A 15573-nucleotide genomic window follows, 5' to 3' on the forward strand; every position below is an offset into this window, starting at 1 on the left:
GCAATGAAGCGGACCTGAATCCGCGGGCGGTAAACGGCCGGAGGTGGAATACAGGCCGATCAACATAACCTGGTTTATTGCAGTGGTTTAAGGATGTTCTCCAATGAGCATTGGCTTGTTCATCGATGGTGCCTACGCCTACAAGGCGTTCGGCCGTGAAAAAATCAATTATCTGGAACTGCGCAAGCTGATCGAGGAAGAACTGGGCGATACGGTGGACGAAGGCTACTTCTTCAATGCCGACGACAACCAGGCCATGTCCTCCAAGCTGCACAACGCACTCTCCTTCCCCTATCCCAAGGGCCCGGGCCTGCGGGTCAAGAACTACTGGCTGCAGAAAAAGCAGCTGTTCTGGCCCAACCACCTGGGCGGCGGCCCGGTAGTGCACCCCGAGCAGCCGCACATCAACTACGAGATCACCACCCAGAAGGCAGTGGACGTGGGCCTGGTCTATCACATGACCCGCTCCTTCCATAAGCGCAAGTGGACCAAGCTCGCCCTGTTCGCTGGCGACGGGGACTTCCACGAGCCGGTGCAAAACCTGGTCGAGTATGAGAATGTCGACCTCTACCTGATCGGCTCGCTCAACAGCATCGCCGACGTGCTGCGCCCCTATGCGCGGCGCATCATTGAGGTCGATACCGATCCGGTGAAGAGCAAGCTGCGCTTTGTGGACCGCTGGCGCGAGGGCAACGACCGCTACGGCGAAGAGCCGGCAGTCTGAACCACGCCATGTTGCGACGGGCTGTCATCAACCACCTGCTGGCACAGCGCTCGGACCTACGGGCCGAGCTGCGCCGCCATGCAGGCCGCACTGCCAAGCTGCAGTTGCCGCCACGCAGCCTGCAGTTCAGCATCGGCGAGAACGGCCTGCTGCAGCCAGCCAGCAGCAAAGTACCGGACGTCACTCTCCACATCCCCGTCGCGCTGCTGCCCAGGCTGCTGCTGCGCGATCCGACCGCCGAGCGGGAATTACAGATAGACGGCGACAGCCAACTGGCCGCCACCTTGGGCCGGGTCCTGCAGGCGCTGGACTGGGACGTCGAGGCCGACCTTGCCCGCCTCCTGGGCGACATCCCCGCCCATCGTTTGGCCGGAACCGCCCGTCGCTGGCTGGGCGACCCACGCCAGTTCTTGCGCAATCTGGCCGAAACCGCCACCGAATATGCCCAGGATGAAGCGCACCTCCTGGTAGCACGCCCCTCGCTGAACCAGTTCGTCAACGAAGTGGACCGGCTGCGCGACGACGTCGCCCGGCTGGAAAAACGCCTCGCCCGTCAGCTCGCCACCGGCAACGGCAGCAGCGCGGGCGCGCCCTGACCCTTGTCAGCAAATCGCCCCGGCCGCACAATGCCAACGTAATACACTTGGCATACCCCGCACCCGTACCCTAGCTCGGAGCAGGCGAGGCTGCCGAACGTGAAAATGCTTACCGATCGGCTTTGCACCTGACATGACGACTGCTTCCTGCCCCCTGTGTGCCGGCCCTGGCGGCGAACTGCTCTGGCAGTCCGCCCTCTACCGCGTGGTCATGGTGGATGAACCCGGCTACCCGGGCTTCTGCCGGGTCATCCTCAATCGCCATGCGGCTGAAATGACCGAACTGCCGCCAGAGGAGCGCAACGCGCTGATGAACGCCGTCTGGGCAATCGAAGAAGTGCTGCGCGAGACCGTGCAGCCAGACAAGATCAACCTCGCCAGCCTGGGCAACGTGGTGCCGCACCTACATTGGCACGTCATTCCGCGCTGGCGCGATGACCCCCACTTCCCGGCGCCGATCTGGGCAGTGCCGCAGCGCGAGCAGATCCGCCGCGAACTGGACCTCAACCGGCTAAAGGCTCTGCTGGCATCCCGCCTGTTGATGCTGGAATCCCTGAAATAGGCCCACAGCATGCACGCTCTCGAACTACCGCCGATGGACCCCTCGCTGCCGATGGAATTCGCCGACGCGCGAGGTTTCAAGGACTGGCTCAAGCTGGTGCCGATGATCAACGTGCGCCAGGCGCACGGCGAGATCCTCGACAGCCTGGCACGCCTCAACGTCAGCCCAGTGTTGCCGATCGAACGGCTGAAGATGTTGGAACTCCTGCGCGAGCCGGTGGCCATGCTGCAGGAGGAGAATGCCAAGCGCTACTTCGGCAAGCCTTTCCCGCTGGCACTCAGCGAAGACAATGTCTGGCAGGCCGACCTGCAGCTCTGGCTGGCCATGAGCGTCGGCTACCGGCACTGCTGGCAGGCCGCCATCCGCGGCGACGTCACCGTCGCCGACCATAAGGCCTTGGCCGGTCAACGCGCCCTGCGCTATGCCGCACTGGCCATCCGCGAGCATCACCTGGCCTACCGCGCCGTGCCGGATGCACGCTGGGCTGACCTGTACGCCTTGTACGAGATCGCCCAGCAACAGGACGTCGGCACCAAGATCGTCAAGGACAGCCTCAACAAGCAGACCGAGCTGTCCTCCTGCCAGGCGGCCTTCCTGCAGGCGCTGCTGCTGTCCGCCGCCAACCCGAGCGCCATGCCGGTACGGCAGATCCTGTGGACCGACCGACTGCTGGATCGCTGGTCCAACCAAGCCAATATCCTCGGTGACGTGCCGCAGGAGAATGATCGCAGCCTGTTGGCGCTGGATCTGTCCGCCCCTGGCGAGCTGCGCCGCCATGAGCCCGGCAGCGGAGACGACAGCTGGCGCTACCTGGATATCGACCCGATCGCCAAGAGCATCAAGAAACGCATCAAATACCTGCGCGCCGGCGAATCGCCCGCCCAACTGGGCCTGGGAGAGGAGTACGCCGCGGCCAGCGTAGAGAACCACCTGATAGCGCTCTACCAGGAATGGTGTGACACCCCGGTGGAACGCGGCATGCCGCGACGCGTGGCCAAGGATCCGGACAATATGGTGCAGGTGGGCCTAGGGCTGGTGGCGGTGCACTATGCCGTCGGCGGCGAACGCTTTGCCCAGCCTGCGGAGCCGACCGAGGTACGCGGCCGTGCCATCGCCGACTTCCAGCTGTTCGGCGGTCAGGCCACCCATTTGGCCGGCAATACACCCGGCAAGGACGCCGGTGGCGAGACGCCAGAGCTGGAAGAGTGGCGGGTAGAGAATGAAAGCGCGCTGGGCTTCCGCCTGGAACGCAGCCAACCGGGCAGCCGTTTTATGCATGGCCAACTAGTGGCGGTACAACCCCGCAAGGGCCAGGCCTATGTGGCTGGCATGGTGCGCTGGCTGCTGGAGGGCAGCCAGGGCGAGATCGCCATGGGGGTCCGCATCCTGCCGGGCATGCCACGTGCGATCTCGGTCCGCGCCACTGGGCTCAATACCTTTTCCAACCGTTTCACCCAGGCCCTGCTGCTGCCCAATATGCCGGCGCTGCAGGCGTTGCAGAGCCTCTTGCTGCCGCTGACCTGGTACAAGGCAGGCCGCATCATCGAGGTGCATGTCGACGGTCAGGTCAAGAAGGTCAGGCTGGATCAGCTGCTCGAGCGCGGGCAGGACTATGAGCGGGTGGCGTTTCAGGGGGATTTGTAGGCCCCGTGGCAATTTGCGTCGCAGCACCTTATGCATCAGCACAGGCGCCCGGGAGACCCGGGCGCTTGTCTTTTGTGGCAGCCGAACGGCTGGGCCTACCCTTGATTTAGTCCCTACCCCTCCGCCCCGCCCGTCGGCGGGGAACCTCGCTGACGCTCGTCAGTTTCTCAGATGACCGTTTGTGTCATGGCATAGCGCCATGGCCAACGGGAGACATGCGATGAATTGGGGTAATGGGCAAAGACACCTGCTTCCGCCCGAAACACTACGCGACGGAGGGTGGTGTCTGTTCGCGCAGGGTTTCGCGTACAAAGGGGAGGGTCAGGGGGCGGCCGGCGGCGAGGGCGGCGTGGTCCAGCTGGTCCAGGAGGCGCGTCAGGGCGCCAAGATCACGGCTGTGGTGGGTGACCAGCCAGCGGCAGACAGTCTCGTCCACCACGCAGCCGCGCGCCCTGGCACGGTGCTGCAGCAGGGCGGCCTTGTCCTCGTCATCGGCCTCGCCGATCTCGAATACCAGGCCCCAACCCAGCCGGGTCGTGAGGTCCTCGCGCAACAACTGGCGGGCCGGCGGGAGCCGGCCGGCAGTGAGTATCATCCTGCCCGCCTCGCGTTGGGCATTGATCAGGCCAAAGAGGCGTATCTGACCCTCCTCGTCGAGGCCGTCCACATGGTCCACTGCCAAGAGCTCATAACCGTGCGCCAGCTCATCCAGCGGGGTGGTCGCCGCGTCCCAGTAATGGGCATACAGGCCATTGACCATGGCACGTTGCACCGTGGCCTTGAGCAGATGGGTCTTGCCGGCACCGGCGCCCCCCCAGAGGTAGACGCAGCCCTCGCTGCCGCCGCCATCGGCCAGTGCCTGCAAGGCCAGATAGGCCTCCATATTGGGGCCGATCAGATAGTCATCGAAGCTGCACGGTTCGGGCAGCTGCAGGTCTAGCGCAAGCTGCTTCATCGGCGGTACAGGCTGCTGGCGAAGTAACGACTGCGCATATGCCGCAGGCCGACCAGGAGGGCGGCAGACAGCGGCAAGGCCAGCAGCACGCCGACAAAACCGAATAGTTGGCCAAATGCGAGCAGGGCAAACACCACGGCGACCGGATGCAGGCCGATGCGCTCACCGACGAGCCGCGGCGTGACGTAGAAGCCTTCCACCAGTTGGCCCAGCAGGAACACCCCCCAGACCGGCACGATGCCGCCCAGGCTCTGGAACTGCAGCGCAGCGGTCAGGGTGGCCAGCAACACGCCGACAATCACACCCAGATAGGGTACGAACACCAGCATGCCGGCAACGATGCCGATGGGTAGCGCCGACTTCAGACCGGTCAGCCACAAGCCGAGGCTGTAGAAGAGGGCCATGATCAGGATGACTGAAAGCTGGCCACGCAGGAATTGCCCCAGCACCTCGTCGACCTCGCCAGCCAATTGCCGGGTAGTGGCCTGCCAGCCGCGCGGCACCAGCTCGTCGAGGCGGGCCAGGAATTGCGGCCAGTCACGCAGGAAATAGAACAACACCAGGGGCAGCAGCACCAGATTGGTCAAAAAGCCGAGTATGGCCAGACCGCCCGAGGTCAGCGAGGGCAGCAGCGCCTTGAGCGCCTGCCCTGCCTCGTCGCCATGGTCGGCCAGCCAGGTCTTGAGATGATCCATATCCAGCGTCAGGTCCACCCCCAGGCGCTGCGACAACCAGGGTGCGGCATGGTCGCGCAGCCAGCCCAGCAGCTCGGGCAGGTAGCCGAGGAGGCCTCGCAACTGCTGCACGAACAGGGGCACGATCACCAGCACCAGAGTCCCCAGCAGCAAGACCAGGCTCAGCAGCACCACGCTGACCGCCGCGGCACGCGGCCAGCGCCGGACCACCAGGTACTCGACCAGCGGTTGCAGGATATAGGCCAGCACCGCCGCGGTCGCGAACGGTGCCAGCACCGGCGTCAGCAGATAGAGCACGGCCAGGGCCAGCAGGCCCAGAGCCAGGGGCCAATATCGCTGCCAGAGCGGTTTGATCGGGCGGGAGCGTCTCATTTCGGGTAAAATGTGTACGAATTCCGGTGCTTACGTTGTACCCGCAAACATTGCGGGCATTACAGCGCCGCATTGTAACCGTACCGCCGGCGCCACCGCGCCGGTTTTCGTTAGCGAGCCATCATGAGCCAGAGCCTTTCCTACCGCGATGCGGGTGTCGATATCGACGCCGGCGACCAGTTGGTCGAGAACATCAAGCCTTTTGCCAAGCGCACCATGCGTCCGGAAGTCCTGAGTGGCATCGGCGGTTTCGGCGGCCTGGTCGAGATCAGCAAGAAGTACAAGGAGCCGGTACTGGTATCCGGCACAGACGGCGTGGGTACCAAGCTCAAGCTGGCCTTCGAGCTGAACCGCCACGATACCGTCGGCATCGACCTCGTGGCCATGAGCGTCAACGATATTCTGGTACAGGGCGCCGAGCCGCTGTTCTTCCTCGACTACTTCGCCTGCGGCAAGCTGGACGTGACCAGCGCCACCGAAGTGATCAAGGGCATCGCCGCCGGTTGCGAGCAGTCCGGCTGCGCCCTGATCGGTGGCGAGACCGCCGAGATGCCGGGCATGTACCCGGTCGGTGAATACGATCTGGCCGGCTTTGCTGTCGGCGTGGTGGAAAAGAGCAAGATCATCACCGGCGAGACCATCAAGGCCGGAGACGTGGTACTGGGCCTGGCCTCCAACGGCGCCCACTCCAATGGTTACTCGCTGATCCGCAAGATCCTGCATCTCACCGAAGCCGACTACACCGCGCCGTTCGACGGTGGCCGCTCGCTGGCCGACGTGGTGATGGCACCGACCCGCCTCTATGTGAAGCCACTGCTCAAGCTGATGGCCGAGCTGCCGGTCAAGGGCATGGCCCATATCACTGGCGGCGGCATCACCGAGAACGTGCCGCGCGTACTGCCGGCCAATACCGTGGCCCAGATCGATGCCAAGAGCTGGGCGCTGCCCAAGCTGTTCCAGTGGCTGCAGGCCCAGGGCAATGTCGAGACCCAGGAGATGTACCGTACCTTCAACTGCGGTATCGGCATGGTGGTCATCGTTGCCGCCGAGCACGCCGAGCAGGCCATCGCCTCGCTCAAGGGCGAGGGCGAGACCGTCTACCGCATCGGCGCCATCCGCGAGCGCCAGGGCGACGAGCACCAGACCCAGGTAGCCTGATAAAGGCCCGACAGGGGGAGGGTTGGGGAGCGGGCCTGCGGGTCCGAACCTCGGCCCGCCCCCTTTGTCTTTGGTAGAACCATGAAGAATATCGTCATCCTGATCTCCGGCCGTGGCTCCAATATGCAGGCCATCGTAGAGGCCGCCATACCGGGCGCACGCATCGCCGCCGTATTATCCAACCGGCCCGACGCCGCCGGCCTTGCCTGGGCAGCCGAACGCGGCATTGCCACCGAGGCGTTGGACCACAAGGCCTATGACAGTCGCGAAGCCTTCGATGCTGCGCTTGCCGCCCGCATTGATGCCTACGCCCCCGACCTGCTGGTCCTGGCTGGTTTTATGCGCATTCTCAGCGCCGGCTTCACCGAGCACTACGCCGGTCGGATGTTCAATATCCATCCGTCCCTGCTGCCTGCCTTCACCGGCATGCACACCCATCGGCGGGCCATCGAGGCCGGCTGCAAACTGGCGGGCTGCACCGTCCACTTCGTCACCGCCGAGCTGGATCACGGTCCTATCGTTGCCCAGGCCGCCGTACCGGTGCTGGATGACGATACCGAGGCCACGCTCGCCGAGCGGGTGCTGGCGGCCGAACATCAGCTCTATCCCGCTGCCGTGCGCGCCTTTGTCGAGGACCGGCTGCAGATAGACGGCCTGCGCGTGCGCGGAGCCGACTGACCCCATGCGGGCCTGGGCCTCACCGCGCCTTCTGTTCGCCCTGCTGCTCTCCCTCTTGCTGCACCTCGCAGCCACCCTGGGCGAGCCGCTGCTGCTATGGCTGGAAAGCGATGGCATGGATGAGACCCCGCTGATCCAGCCGGCCAAACGCAAGCTGCTAGGACAGGCGCTGGATACCGAGCCCGAAGGCCCCGGCCGTCTGGCAGGGGTGACGCCGGCTGACCACCTGACCGTACGACTGGGTCGACCTGCCAGCGCTGGCGGTTCGCGGCCAGCACAAGCAAGCCACCCCACCATCAAGCCGACGGCAGCACCGCAGCCCAAGCCAGGCGCGACGCCCGACGTTAGCGCCCTGACCCAGGCAGCAGCAGCGGCCACTCCGCCCAAACCGGACCCCAAGCAACAAGCCGGCGAATTGCCAGCCAGTGCCGACAGTAGCAAGCCGGCAGCGCCGACGGTCGAACCCGCCGCCCCCGTGCAGCCTCCGTCAGCCGTCACGACGGCAACAGCTGCAGAGCCCGCCCCCAGCACATCCAGGCCGGCCAAGGTCACGGTGGACAACAGCTTTCCGCGCAGCATCGACATCAGCTACATCGTGAAGGGCCTGGTTCTGGCCGAGCACCGCTGGCGGCTGGAGGGCAAGCAGTACCGTATCCGCACCCAGGGCAGCCTGTTCGGCAAGGCCTTCGACATGCAGACCGAAGGCGAGGTCAGCAGCAGCGGGCTCAGGCCGCACCGCTTTGTCGAGTACCGCGACCAGAAGCTACAGCCCAAGTACGAGGTGGATTTCAACTGGGATGCGCACAAGGTGCTGGCAGGCGAACCCGGCCAACAGAAGGAGTTTGCCCTGGAGGAAGGCGCGCAGGACCTGTTCTCGGCCGCCTACCAGTTCGCCCTGCAGGGCAACCGGCTGCCAACCTTCAATATGCAGGTGGTGACCGGCCGCAACAGCTACCAGGTCGGCTTCGAGCTCAAGGGCGAGGCGGAATTGGTACTGTCCGGCCAGAAGGTCAACACCCTGGTCCTGGCCGGTGCGCATGACAAGCGTCGCTTCGAGTTCTACCTGGCGCCGGATTGGCACAACCTGCCGGTACGCATCCGCTACCAGGATGGCGAGCAGACCATAGACCTGGTGGCCGTGCAGGTGGCGCTGGACGGCAAGACCACACTCAAACGCGCCGAGCGCGTCAACCGCGACCGCTGAGTTCAGGGCCGCTTCAGTGAACACGCGCTAGCCTGAGAGCTATGATCAAGCCGGGAGCCTACACCATGAGCCTCAAACCCTTTCTTGCCGCTGCCACCTTGCTGGCCGCCACCCTGCCTGCCGCGGAAGCCGCCGGCCTGCCCGTCCGCGCCCGTATCGTCTACCAGGCCAGCCTGAGCGGCCTGCCGGTGGGCGAGGCGGTACAACAGTGGGTACTCGACAAGCAACACTACCGCCTGGAGACCGAGGTCACCCCTATCTTCGGCCCCAAGATCCGCTACCTCAGCAACGGCGAAGTCACCGATGGCGGCCTCAAGCCTGCCGACTACGCCGAGTTCCGCGGCAAGGGCGACAGCCCGCGCCAGCAGGCCCGCTTTGACTGGGGCAGCCACCAGGTCAGCTATGGCGCGCCGGAGAGCCCGCAGAGCGGCAAGCTCGAAGCCGGTGCCCAGGACTACAACACCCTGCCCTTCCAGCTTGCCTGGTTGGGCAAGAAGCCCAATGCCAGCCTGCAGATCGTCACCGGTCGCAAGCTCAGGCAGGACAAGCTGGTGCAGGCTGAGGCCGGTAGCATCAGCCTGATGGGTAAGAACACGCCGACCCGCATCTGGCGCACCCAGGATGTGGAGGAAGGCTCTGAGATCTGGCTGGCCCCCGAATACGGTGGCCTGCCGGTCAAGATCGTGCGCCACGACGACAAGGGCGAGCAGCTGCTGGTCGCCAAGAGCATCGAATATCAACAGGAATAAGATTCACACCATGCCGCCACTGAACCAGGAACAATTCCACGCCGCCTTGGAGGCCCTGCGCGCCGCGCTGTCCTTCAGCGCCCCGGCCGACGCCGTGTTGTCGCGCTATTTCCGCGAGAATCCCAAACTCGGCAGCCAGAACCGACACTTCATCGCCGAGGCGGTGTTTGGTGTGCTGCGGCAGAAGTTCATGCTGGACCGTATCTGCGCGCCGGACACCAATCCGCGCCGCATGCTGCTGGCCTGGCTGGCCCGTGGCGGCCGCAATCTGCGCGAGTTCGAGCCCATCGTCTCGCGCGAAGATGAGCGCCAGTTCCTCTCGACCGTGAAGGCCTTCAAGCTCGACACCCTGACCCTGGCCGAGCGCGCCGAGCTGCCAGAATGGGTGGCTGCCGAGCTGTCCGCCAGCGGCATGGCCGACGAAGCCATCCTGGCACTGGGCCGCGGCCTTTCGCAGCCGGCACCGCTGGACCTGCGGGTGAACCTGCAGAAGATGAAGCGCGACGCCGTACAGACCGAACTCGCGGCGCTGGGCTATGAATACACCCCCACGCCCTACTCGCCCTTCGGCATCCGCCTCGCCGGCAAGCCCGCCATCAACCGCCACACCCTGTTCACCGAGGGCGTGGTCGAGGTACAGGACGAGGGCAGCCAGTTGCTGGGCCTCTTGGTCGCGCCACGTCGCGGCGAGATGGTGGCCGACTTCTGTGCCGGCGCCGGTGGCAAGACCCTGCTGCTGGGCATGCTGATGGCCTCCAGCGGCCGTCTCTATGCCTTTGATGTATCCGAGAAGCGCTTGGCCAACCTCAAGCCACGGCTGGCCCGCTCCGGTCTTTCCAACGTTCAGCCGCAGCGCATCGAGAGCGAGAACGACGCGCGCGTCAAACGCCTGGCCGGCAAGCTGGACCGGGTGCTGGTGGATGCCCCCTGCTCCGGCATGGGCACCCTGCGCCGCAACCCCGACCTCAAATTCCGCCAGAGCACGGCCAGCGTGGACGAGCTTAATGCCAAGCAGACCGCCATCCTCGCCTCTGCCGCCCGGCTGGTGAAGGTCGGCGGCCGGCTGGTCTACGCCACCTGCAGCATCCTGCCACGCGAGAACCAGGGCATCGTCGAAGCCTTCCTGGCCAGCCACCCCAACTTCAGCCTGGTACCGGCCAATGAAGTGTTGGCTGAGCAGAAGGTGGAGCTCGATACCGGCGCCTATCTGCAGTTGCAGCCGCAGATCCATGGCACCGATGGCTTCTTCGCTGCGGTCCTGACCCGCAACGCGTGAGCGAGCCTACCTTGCTTTCCAAACAGTAGCGGGAGGCAACCTTGGCGCAGGCGCCCGGGACTATCCCCGCAAAGGGGAGGCCGAAGTAGTAAGCCACCAGAAGGTGGCAACGACTTCGCTCGCCCAGGCGCCAAGAACTCTGGCAGCCACTTCGCCGGCGGCGAACCTCGCCACGCTCACCAGGTTGCGCTCTTTACACCACCGGGGCTCGGGCAACAAAAAAGCGCGTCGTTGACGCGCTTTTTTGTTGCTCATGCGAAAAGACTCAGTGCCCGGATGTCCGCGAGCAAAGATTGAGTACCAGTACCCCGGCCACAATCAACCCCATACCCAGGATGGCTGGCAGATCCAGCTTCTGACCAAACCAAAGCCAACCGATGCTGGCGATCAGCACCACCCCCACACCAGACCAGACCGCGTAGGCAATACCTACCGGAATGCTGCGCAGGGTCAGCGACAGGAAGTAGAAGGCCACGCCGTAGCCCGCGACCACCACCAGTGACGGCCAAGGGCGGGAAAAGCCTTCAGACAGCTTGAGCGCCGAGGTAGCGGCGACCTCGGCCAGGATGGCAATGAGCAGATAGAGCCACGGCATGCCGCGCTTACTTCACCACCCGCAAATGGCTGCGACCGCCGGCCGGTGGAGTGGGCGGCTTCTCATCGTCGCCCGGCTCGCTGGCCGGACTTTCGGTCGATTCCAGCGGCTTGACCTCGACCAGCTCGGCCGGCGCCGAGACAGGACGTAGCGACACGACCGACTCGTCCTCGCCCTGTTCCGGTTCAGTGAAGTCCGGCTCCCAGGCCATGCCTTCGCCAGTCTCGCGAGCGAACAGTGACACCACGGCGCCGACCGGCACCACAATATCGCGCGAAACGCCGTTGAAGCGGGCCGAGAAGTGCACATAGTCGTCCCGCAGCTGCAGGTTGCGGGTGGCGTTGTAGCTCACATTGAGCGTGATCTCGCCATTCTTCACGAACTCCATCGGCACCTGCATCTTGTCGCGTACCGCGACCACCAGATAAGGGGTATAGCCGTGGTCGGAACACCATTCGTGGATGGCGCGCATCAGGTAGGGCTTGATCGGGACAGGTTTCATCGGGCTCGGGCTGACAGGGGAACCAGGGGCGGCACAGGCCGCCCCACTTGCTTGCTGCTTACTTGCGCATGGCCTTTTCGTTCGGCGTCATCGAATCGATGAAAGCCTGACGACCGAACAGACGTTCGGCGTACTTCAGGATAGGCGCCATGGGCTTGGAGACTTCCACGCCGTAGTGCTCGAGGCGCCACAGCAGCGGTGCGATGGCCACGTCCAGCATGGAGAATTCTTCACCCAGCATGTACTTCTGCTTGGCGAACAGCGGGGCGATCTGGCCCAGATTGTCACGGATGGTGGTACGGGCCTTTTCCAGATCCTTCTTGCTGGAGGCGCTGTTCTCCAGGGTACGCACGTGCACGAACAGCTCGCGCTCGAAGTTGAACAGCATCAGGCGGGCACGGCCGCGCATGATGGGGTCAGCCGGCATCAGCTGCGGATGCGGGAAGCGCTCATCGATGTACTCATTGATGATGTTCGATTCGTACAGGCACAGGTCACGCTCAACCAGCACCGGCACTTCGTTGTACGGGTTCATCACGGCCAGGTCTTCCGGCTTGTTGTGGATATCCACGTCAACGATCTGGAAGTCCATGCCCTTTTCGAACAGAACAATACGGCAGCGGTGGCTGAAGGGGCAGGAAGTGCCGGAGTACAGGGTCATCATAAGGCGGGGATCTCCATCAACGACTATCGTCTAAATGCGCAATTTTAGCATTTTGACTAGGACAAAAGCCAGAAAAGCAGCATAAGTGCATGATTATGAAAAGAAAAACGGAAGGCAACGCCTTCCGTTTTTCTTACAAACCAAGCAAATTCAGCGCAATTCACCGCCGTCACAAACCACGCTGACGAGCTCCAGCGAGGCTCCCTCGCGGCGGCGAGGGCGGGGGGAGCAGGAATAAATCAGCGAAACAATCGTTGATTCGCCACCGCACCCAAGCGCCCGGCTCTGCCGGGCGGAGCGCAGACGCCCCGGCCCTCCTCACGCGCTGGGCCTGTTAATGCACATCGCTCCAGTATTCCTTCTTCAGGAAGTAGGTCATGGGCACCAGCAGGAACAACAGGAACAGCATCACACCGTAGCCGATACGCTCGCGGGTGACCTGGGCCGGTTCGCCCATCCAGACCAGGAAGTTGGTCAGGTCGGCCACCTTGTTGTCGTAGTCGAAGGTGTTGGCCTTGCCATCGGCCAGACGGGTCAGCTGACCTGGCTTGGCCAGCACCAGCTGATGGGTCTCGACCTTGGTCTTGCCATCCACATGCTCTTCGGTTTCCCAGGAGCGGGTCACGGCGCCCTTGGCTTCGACCTTGCCTTCGACCACTTGCAGCTCCTGGTCACCCTGCAGCTGCCACAGCACGTGCGGCATGCCAACCTTGTCGAACACGGCATTGTTCCAGCCGGTCGGACGGCTCGGGTCACGGTAGAAGCTACGCAGATAGGTGTAGAGCCAATCCGCACCGCGCGAGCGGGCCACCAGGGTCAGGTCGGGCGGGGTAGCGCCAAACCACACCTTGCCGTCCTTGGCCTGCATGGCCACGCGCATCGGTTCGCCGATCTTCTCGGTGGTGAACATCAGGTTATCTTTGATCTGCTGCTCGGACAGACCGAGGTCCTGCAGCCGGTTAAAGCGCAAGGAGCTCGCGCCGTGGCAGGACAGACAGTAGTTCACGAACAGCTTGGCGCCACGCTGTACCGACTCGGCATTGCGCACGTCCAGCGGCGCCTTGTCGAGTGCAACCTCGGTATTGGCCTGGGCTGCCAGCGGCAGCAGCAAGGAGCAGGCAGCGAGAATCTGAGCGATCTTGTTTTTCATCTTGTTCTTCTCCCTTGATCAGACCAGCTTGCCAAACACGAAGGCACCTACAACCGCAATGCCGACGTAGGCCAGGAAGGCCAGCTGACGCTGGGTGTTGGTCTCGGTGGTGCGCTCCGGAACCGGCACGCTACCGGCATCGTTCTTGGTATAGAACGGCATGGCGATGAAGAAGCCGAAGTAGATGAAGCTGAAGATCTGCGCAAACACGGTACGGGTGTTGGTCGAGGGCTTGGCGCCCAGGATACCCAGACCGATGAAGGCGATCAGGAACAGCACCAGCGCAACCTTGAACTTGGTGCCGCGGTAGCGGATCGACTTGATCGGGCTACGGTCGAGCCAAGGCAGGAAGGCGATGATCACCACTGCGGCACCCATGCCGATCACACCCCAGACCTGGGTACCCAAGAAGGACGGGATCGCGCGCAGGATGGCGTAGAAGGGGGTGAAGTACCAGACCGGTGCAATGTGCGGCGGGGTCTTCAGCGGATCAGCCGGGTCAAAGTTCGGGTGCTCCAGGAAGAAGCCGCCCATTTCCGGCACGAAGAACAGCACATAGCTGAACACGGCCAGGAACACGGCCACACCGAAGATATCCTTGACGGTGTAGTAGGGGTGGAAGGGGATGCCATCGATCGGGAAGCCGGTCTTCGGATCCTTGTGCTTCTTGATCTCGACGCCGTCGGGGTTGTTGGAACCGACTTCGTGCAGCGCCACCAGGTGAGCGACCACCAGGGCCAGCAGCACCAGCGGCACGGCGATCACGTGCAGGGCAAAGAAGCGGTTCAGGGTCGCGTCGGACACCACGAAGTCACCACGGATCCATACCGACAGGTCAGGACCGATCACCGGGATCGAGCTGAACAGGTTCACGATCACCTGTGCGCCCCAGAAGGACATCTGGCCCCAAGGCAGCAGATAGCCCAGGAAGGCTTCGGCCATCAGGCACAGGAAGATCAGCATGCCGAAGATCCAGATCAGCTCGCGCGGCTGCTTGTAGGAGCCGTAGACGAGACCGCGGAACATGTGCAGATAGACCACCACGAAGAACATCGAGGCGCCGGTCGAGTGCATGTAGCGGATGATCCAGCCACCGGCCACATCACGCATGATGTATTCGACCGAGGTGAAGGCGACCGAGACGTTGGTGCCGGGGATCAGCGAACCGTCCGGCTTGTAGTTCATCGTCAGGAAGATGCCGGTGACGATCTGTATCACCAGCACCAAGAGGGCCAGCGAGCCGAAGTAGTACCAGAAGTTGAAGTTCTTCGGTGCGTAGTACTCGGACAAATGCTCTTTGTAGGTCGAAGTGACCGGGAAGCGGTCATCGACCCAACCCAATACCGACTTCGTCAGGGCTTGCAGCTTGCTCATGTCTGTCTTCCCTCTTATTTGTCTTCGCCGATCAGCACCGAGGTGGCGCTGAGGTATTTATAGGGCGGGATGACCAGGTTCTTGGGCGCAGGTACGCCCGAGTAGACGCGGCCGGCCAGGTCGAACTTGGAACCGTGGCAGGGGCAGTAGAAGCCACCCACCCATTCCGGGCCCAGGTCGGCCGGGGCGAGGTCAGGACGGTAGGTCGGCGAACAACCCAGGTGGGTACAAACGCCCAGGGCGATCCACAGATTGGCGTGCTCGGCGCGCGAACGCAGCTTGTTGTGCGCGTAGTCGGGCTGATCGCTGGCGTCCGAGGTCGGATCGACCAGCTTGCCCTCGATCTTGGCCATATTGTCGACCATCTCCTTGGTACGGTTGACCAGCCATACCGGCTTGCCGCGCCATTCGACGTCGATCTTCTGACCGGGCTCGAGCTTGCTGATGTCCACCTCGACCGGTGCGCCCGCAGCCTTGGCGCGCTCGGAGGGGAAGAAGCTGGCGATGAGGGGGGTTGCAACCCCGACCACGGCCACGCCACCCACCGCGCCAGTCGCGAGCGTCAGGAAGCGCCGCTTGCTGTTGTCCACTTGATTCGTCATACCCAGTCCCTGACTTTCTGACTTTTTAAGATTGTGGTGATTACCATCGGCTCAGCCCGGCGTCGCCGATACC

17 protein-coding genes are annotated in these 15573 nt (G+C 63.7%); 9 read left to right on the forward strand and 8 right to left on the reverse strand.

Annotation, left to right across the window (positions count from 1 at the left end; translation table 11 throughout):
* Positions 1-103 precede the first annotated feature (103 nt).
* From VIM95_RS17365 to VIM95_RS17380, 4 genes are all read left to right on the forward strand, one after another.
* Entirely contained in the window at positions 104-724 is a 621-nt protein-coding gene (locus tag VIM95_RS17365; RefSeq protein WP_331988231.1) for an NYN domain-containing protein, read from the forward strand.
* A gap of 8 nt (positions 725-732) precedes the next feature.
* The gene (locus VIM95_RS17370) at positions 733-1320 is read left to right on the forward strand and encodes a ubiquinone biosynthesis accessory factor UbiJ (RefSeq protein ID WP_331988233.1); all 588 of its coding nucleotides are present in this window, start codon (positions 733-735) and stop codon (positions 1318-1320) included.
* 133 nt (positions 1321-1453) lie between these two features.
* Positions 1454-1882: an HIT family protein gene (locus VIM95_RS17375; protein ID WP_331988235.1), complete on the forward strand. Its 429-nt coding sequence runs from the start codon at positions 1454-1456 to the stop codon at positions 1880-1882.
* A gap of 9 nt (positions 1883-1891) precedes the next feature.
* Positions 1892-3526, forward strand: coding sequence for a hypothetical protein (locus VIM95_RS17380; protein ID WP_331988237.1), 1635 nt, complete (start codon positions 1892-1894; stop codon positions 3524-3526).
* A gap of 265 nt (positions 3527-3791) precedes the next feature.
* On the opposite strand, the gene hda is transcribed toward VIM95_RS17380, so the two are convergent.
* Together hda and VIM95_RS17390 are read right to left on the reverse strand one after the other, a co-directional pair.
* Positions 3792-4481: a DnaA regulatory inactivator Hda gene (gene hda, locus VIM95_RS17385; RefSeq protein ID WP_331988239.1), complete on the reverse strand. Its 690-nt coding sequence runs from the start codon at positions 4479-4481 to the stop codon at positions 3792-3794.
* Positions 4478-5548, reverse strand: coding sequence for an AI-2E family transporter (locus tag VIM95_RS17390; protein ID WP_331988241.1), 1071 nt, complete (start codon positions 5546-5548; stop codon positions 4478-4480). The genes hda and VIM95_RS17390 overlap by 4 nt, the downstream gene beginning before the upstream one ends.
* Before the next feature lie 123 nt (positions 5549-5671).
* Here VIM95_RS17390 and purM point away from each other — a divergent pair, with 123 nt between their 5' ends.
* The 5 genes from purM (at position 5672) to VIM95_RS17415 (ending at position 10613) form a co-directional block, all read left to right on the forward strand.
* Complete coding sequence (purM, locus tag VIM95_RS17395) at positions 5672-6706, forward strand: phosphoribosylformylglycinamidine cyclo-ligase (RefSeq protein WP_331988243.1); 1035 nt, start codon at positions 5672-5674, stop codon at positions 6704-6706.
* 81 nt (positions 6707-6787) lie between these two features.
* Entirely contained in the window at positions 6788-7384 is a 597-nt protein-coding gene (gene purN / locus VIM95_RS17400; RefSeq protein WP_331988245.1) for a phosphoribosylglycinamide formyltransferase, read from the forward strand.
* Between the two features lie 4 nt (positions 7385-7388).
* Positions 7389-8588, forward strand: coding sequence for a DUF3108 domain-containing protein (locus tag VIM95_RS17405; RefSeq protein ID WP_331988247.1), 1200 nt, complete (start codon positions 7389-7391; stop codon positions 8586-8588).
* A 65-nt stretch (positions 8589-8653) separates the two neighbouring features.
* The gene (locus VIM95_RS17410) at positions 8654-9337 is read left to right on the forward strand and encodes a DUF3108 domain-containing protein (protein ID WP_331988249.1); all 684 of its coding nucleotides are present in this window, start codon (positions 8654-8656) and stop codon (positions 9335-9337) included.
* 19 nt (positions 9338-9356) lie between these two features.
* On the forward strand, positions 9357-10613 hold the full coding sequence (locus VIM95_RS17415) for an RsmB/NOP family class I SAM-dependent RNA methyltransferase (RefSeq protein ID WP_414648541.1): 1257 nt from the start codon (positions 9357-9359) through the stop codon (positions 10611-10613).
* A 265-nt stretch (positions 10614-10878) separates the two neighbouring features.
* On the opposite strand, the gene VIM95_RS17420 is transcribed toward VIM95_RS17415, so the two are convergent.
* The 6 genes from VIM95_RS17420 to petA all read right to left on the reverse strand — a co-directional run bounded on the left by VIM95_RS17420 (position 10879) and on the right by petA (position 15500).
* Entirely contained in the window at positions 10879-11208 is a 330-nt protein-coding gene (locus VIM95_RS17420; RefSeq protein ID WP_331988253.1) for a multidrug efflux SMR transporter, read from the reverse strand.
* Between the two features lie 7 nt (positions 11209-11215).
* Entirely contained in the window at positions 11216-11710 is a 495-nt protein-coding gene (locus VIM95_RS17425) for a ClpXP protease specificity-enhancing factor (protein WP_331988255.1), read from the reverse strand.
* A 58-nt stretch (positions 11711-11768) separates the two neighbouring features.
* Complete coding sequence (locus VIM95_RS17430; protein ID WP_331988257.1) at positions 11769-12374, reverse strand: glutathione S-transferase N-terminal domain-containing protein; 606 nt, start codon at positions 12372-12374, stop codon at positions 11769-11771.
* Between the two features lie 334 nt (positions 12375-12708).
* The gene (locus tag VIM95_RS17435; protein ID WP_331988259.1) at positions 12709-13524 is read right to left on the reverse strand and encodes a cytochrome c1; all 816 of its coding nucleotides are present in this window, start codon (positions 13522-13524) and stop codon (positions 12709-12711) included.
* A gap of 18 nt (positions 13525-13542) precedes the next feature.
* Positions 13543-14898, reverse strand: coding sequence for a cytochrome bc complex cytochrome b subunit (locus VIM95_RS17440; RefSeq protein WP_331988261.1), 1356 nt, complete (start codon positions 14896-14898; stop codon positions 13543-13545).
* A gap of 14 nt (positions 14899-14912) precedes the next feature.
* On the reverse strand, positions 14913-15500 hold the full coding sequence (petA, locus tag VIM95_RS17445; protein ID WP_331988263.1) for a ubiquinol-cytochrome c reductase iron-sulfur subunit: 588 nt from the start codon (positions 15498-15500) through the stop codon (positions 14913-14915).
* Positions 15501-15573: the final 73 nt, after the last annotated feature.

The sequence above is a fragment of the Chitinimonas sp. genome (assembly GCF_036568685.1).
In the GTDB taxonomy this organism is placed as follows: domain Bacteria; phylum Pseudomonadota; class Gammaproteobacteria; order Burkholderiales; family Chitinimonadaceae; genus Chitinimonas.

What these genes read in the sequence shown, in the direction of transcription:
- purM (WP_331988243.1), top strand. Translation starts at nt 5,672, where the DNA reads ATGAGCCAGAGCCTTTCCTACCGCGATGCGGGTGTCGATATCGACGCC.
- VIM95_RS17380 (WP_331988237.1), top strand. Translation starts at nt 1,892, where the DNA reads ATGCACGCTCTCGAACTACCGCCGATGGACCCCTCGCTGCCGATGGAA.
- VIM95_RS17440 (WP_331988261.1), bottom strand. Translation starts at nt 14,898, where the DNA reads ATGAGCAAGCTGCAAGCCCTGACGAAGTCGGTATTGGGTTGGGTCGAT.
- VIM95_RS17410 (WP_331988249.1), top strand. Translation starts at nt 8,654, where the DNA reads ATGAGCCTCAAACCCTTTCTTGCCGCTGCCACCTTGCTGGCCGCCACC.
- VIM95_RS17405 (WP_331988247.1), top strand. Translation starts at nt 7,389, where the DNA reads ATGCGGGCCTGGGCCTCACCGCGCCTTCTGTTCGCCCTGCTGCTCTCC.
- VIM95_RS17420 (WP_331988253.1), bottom strand. Translation starts at nt 11,208, where the DNA reads ATGCCGTGGCTCTATCTGCTCATTGCCATCCTGGCCGAGGTCGCCGCT.
- hda (WP_331988239.1), bottom strand. Translation starts at nt 4,481, where the DNA reads ATGAAGCAGCTTGCGCTAGACCTGCAGCTGCCCGAACCGTGCAGCTTC.
- purN (WP_331988245.1), top strand. Translation starts at nt 6,788, where the DNA reads ATGAAGAATATCGTCATCCTGATCTCCGGCCGTGGCTCCAATATGCAG.
- VIM95_RS17430 (WP_331988257.1), bottom strand. Translation starts at nt 12,374, where the DNA reads ATGATGACCCTGTACTCCGGCACTTCCTGCCCCTTCAGCCACCGCTGC.
- VIM95_RS17390 (WP_331988241.1), bottom strand. Translation starts at nt 5,548, where the DNA reads ATGAGACGCTCCCGCCCGATCAAACCGCTCTGGCAGCGATATTGGCCC.
- VIM95_RS17435 (WP_331988259.1), bottom strand. Translation starts at nt 13,524, where the DNA reads ATGAAAAACAAGATCGCTCAGATTCTCGCTGCCTGCTCCTTGCTGCTG.
- VIM95_RS17425 (WP_331988255.1), bottom strand. Translation starts at nt 11,710, where the DNA reads ATGAAACCTGTCCCGATCAAGCCCTACCTGATGCGCGCCATCCACGAA.
- VIM95_RS17375 (WP_331988235.1), top strand. Translation starts at nt 1,454, where the DNA reads ATGACGACTGCTTCCTGCCCCCTGTGTGCCGGCCCTGGCGGCGAACTG.
- VIM95_RS17365 (WP_331988231.1), top strand. Translation starts at nt 104, where the DNA reads ATGAGCATTGGCTTGTTCATCGATGGTGCCTACGCCTACAAGGCGTTC.
- petA (WP_331988263.1), bottom strand. Translation starts at nt 15,500, where the DNA reads ATGACGAATCAAGTGGACAACAGCAAGCGGCGCTTCCTGACGCTCGCG.
- VIM95_RS17370 (WP_331988233.1), top strand. Translation starts at nt 733, where the DNA reads ATGTTGCGACGGGCTGTCATCAACCACCTGCTGGCACAGCGCTCGGAC.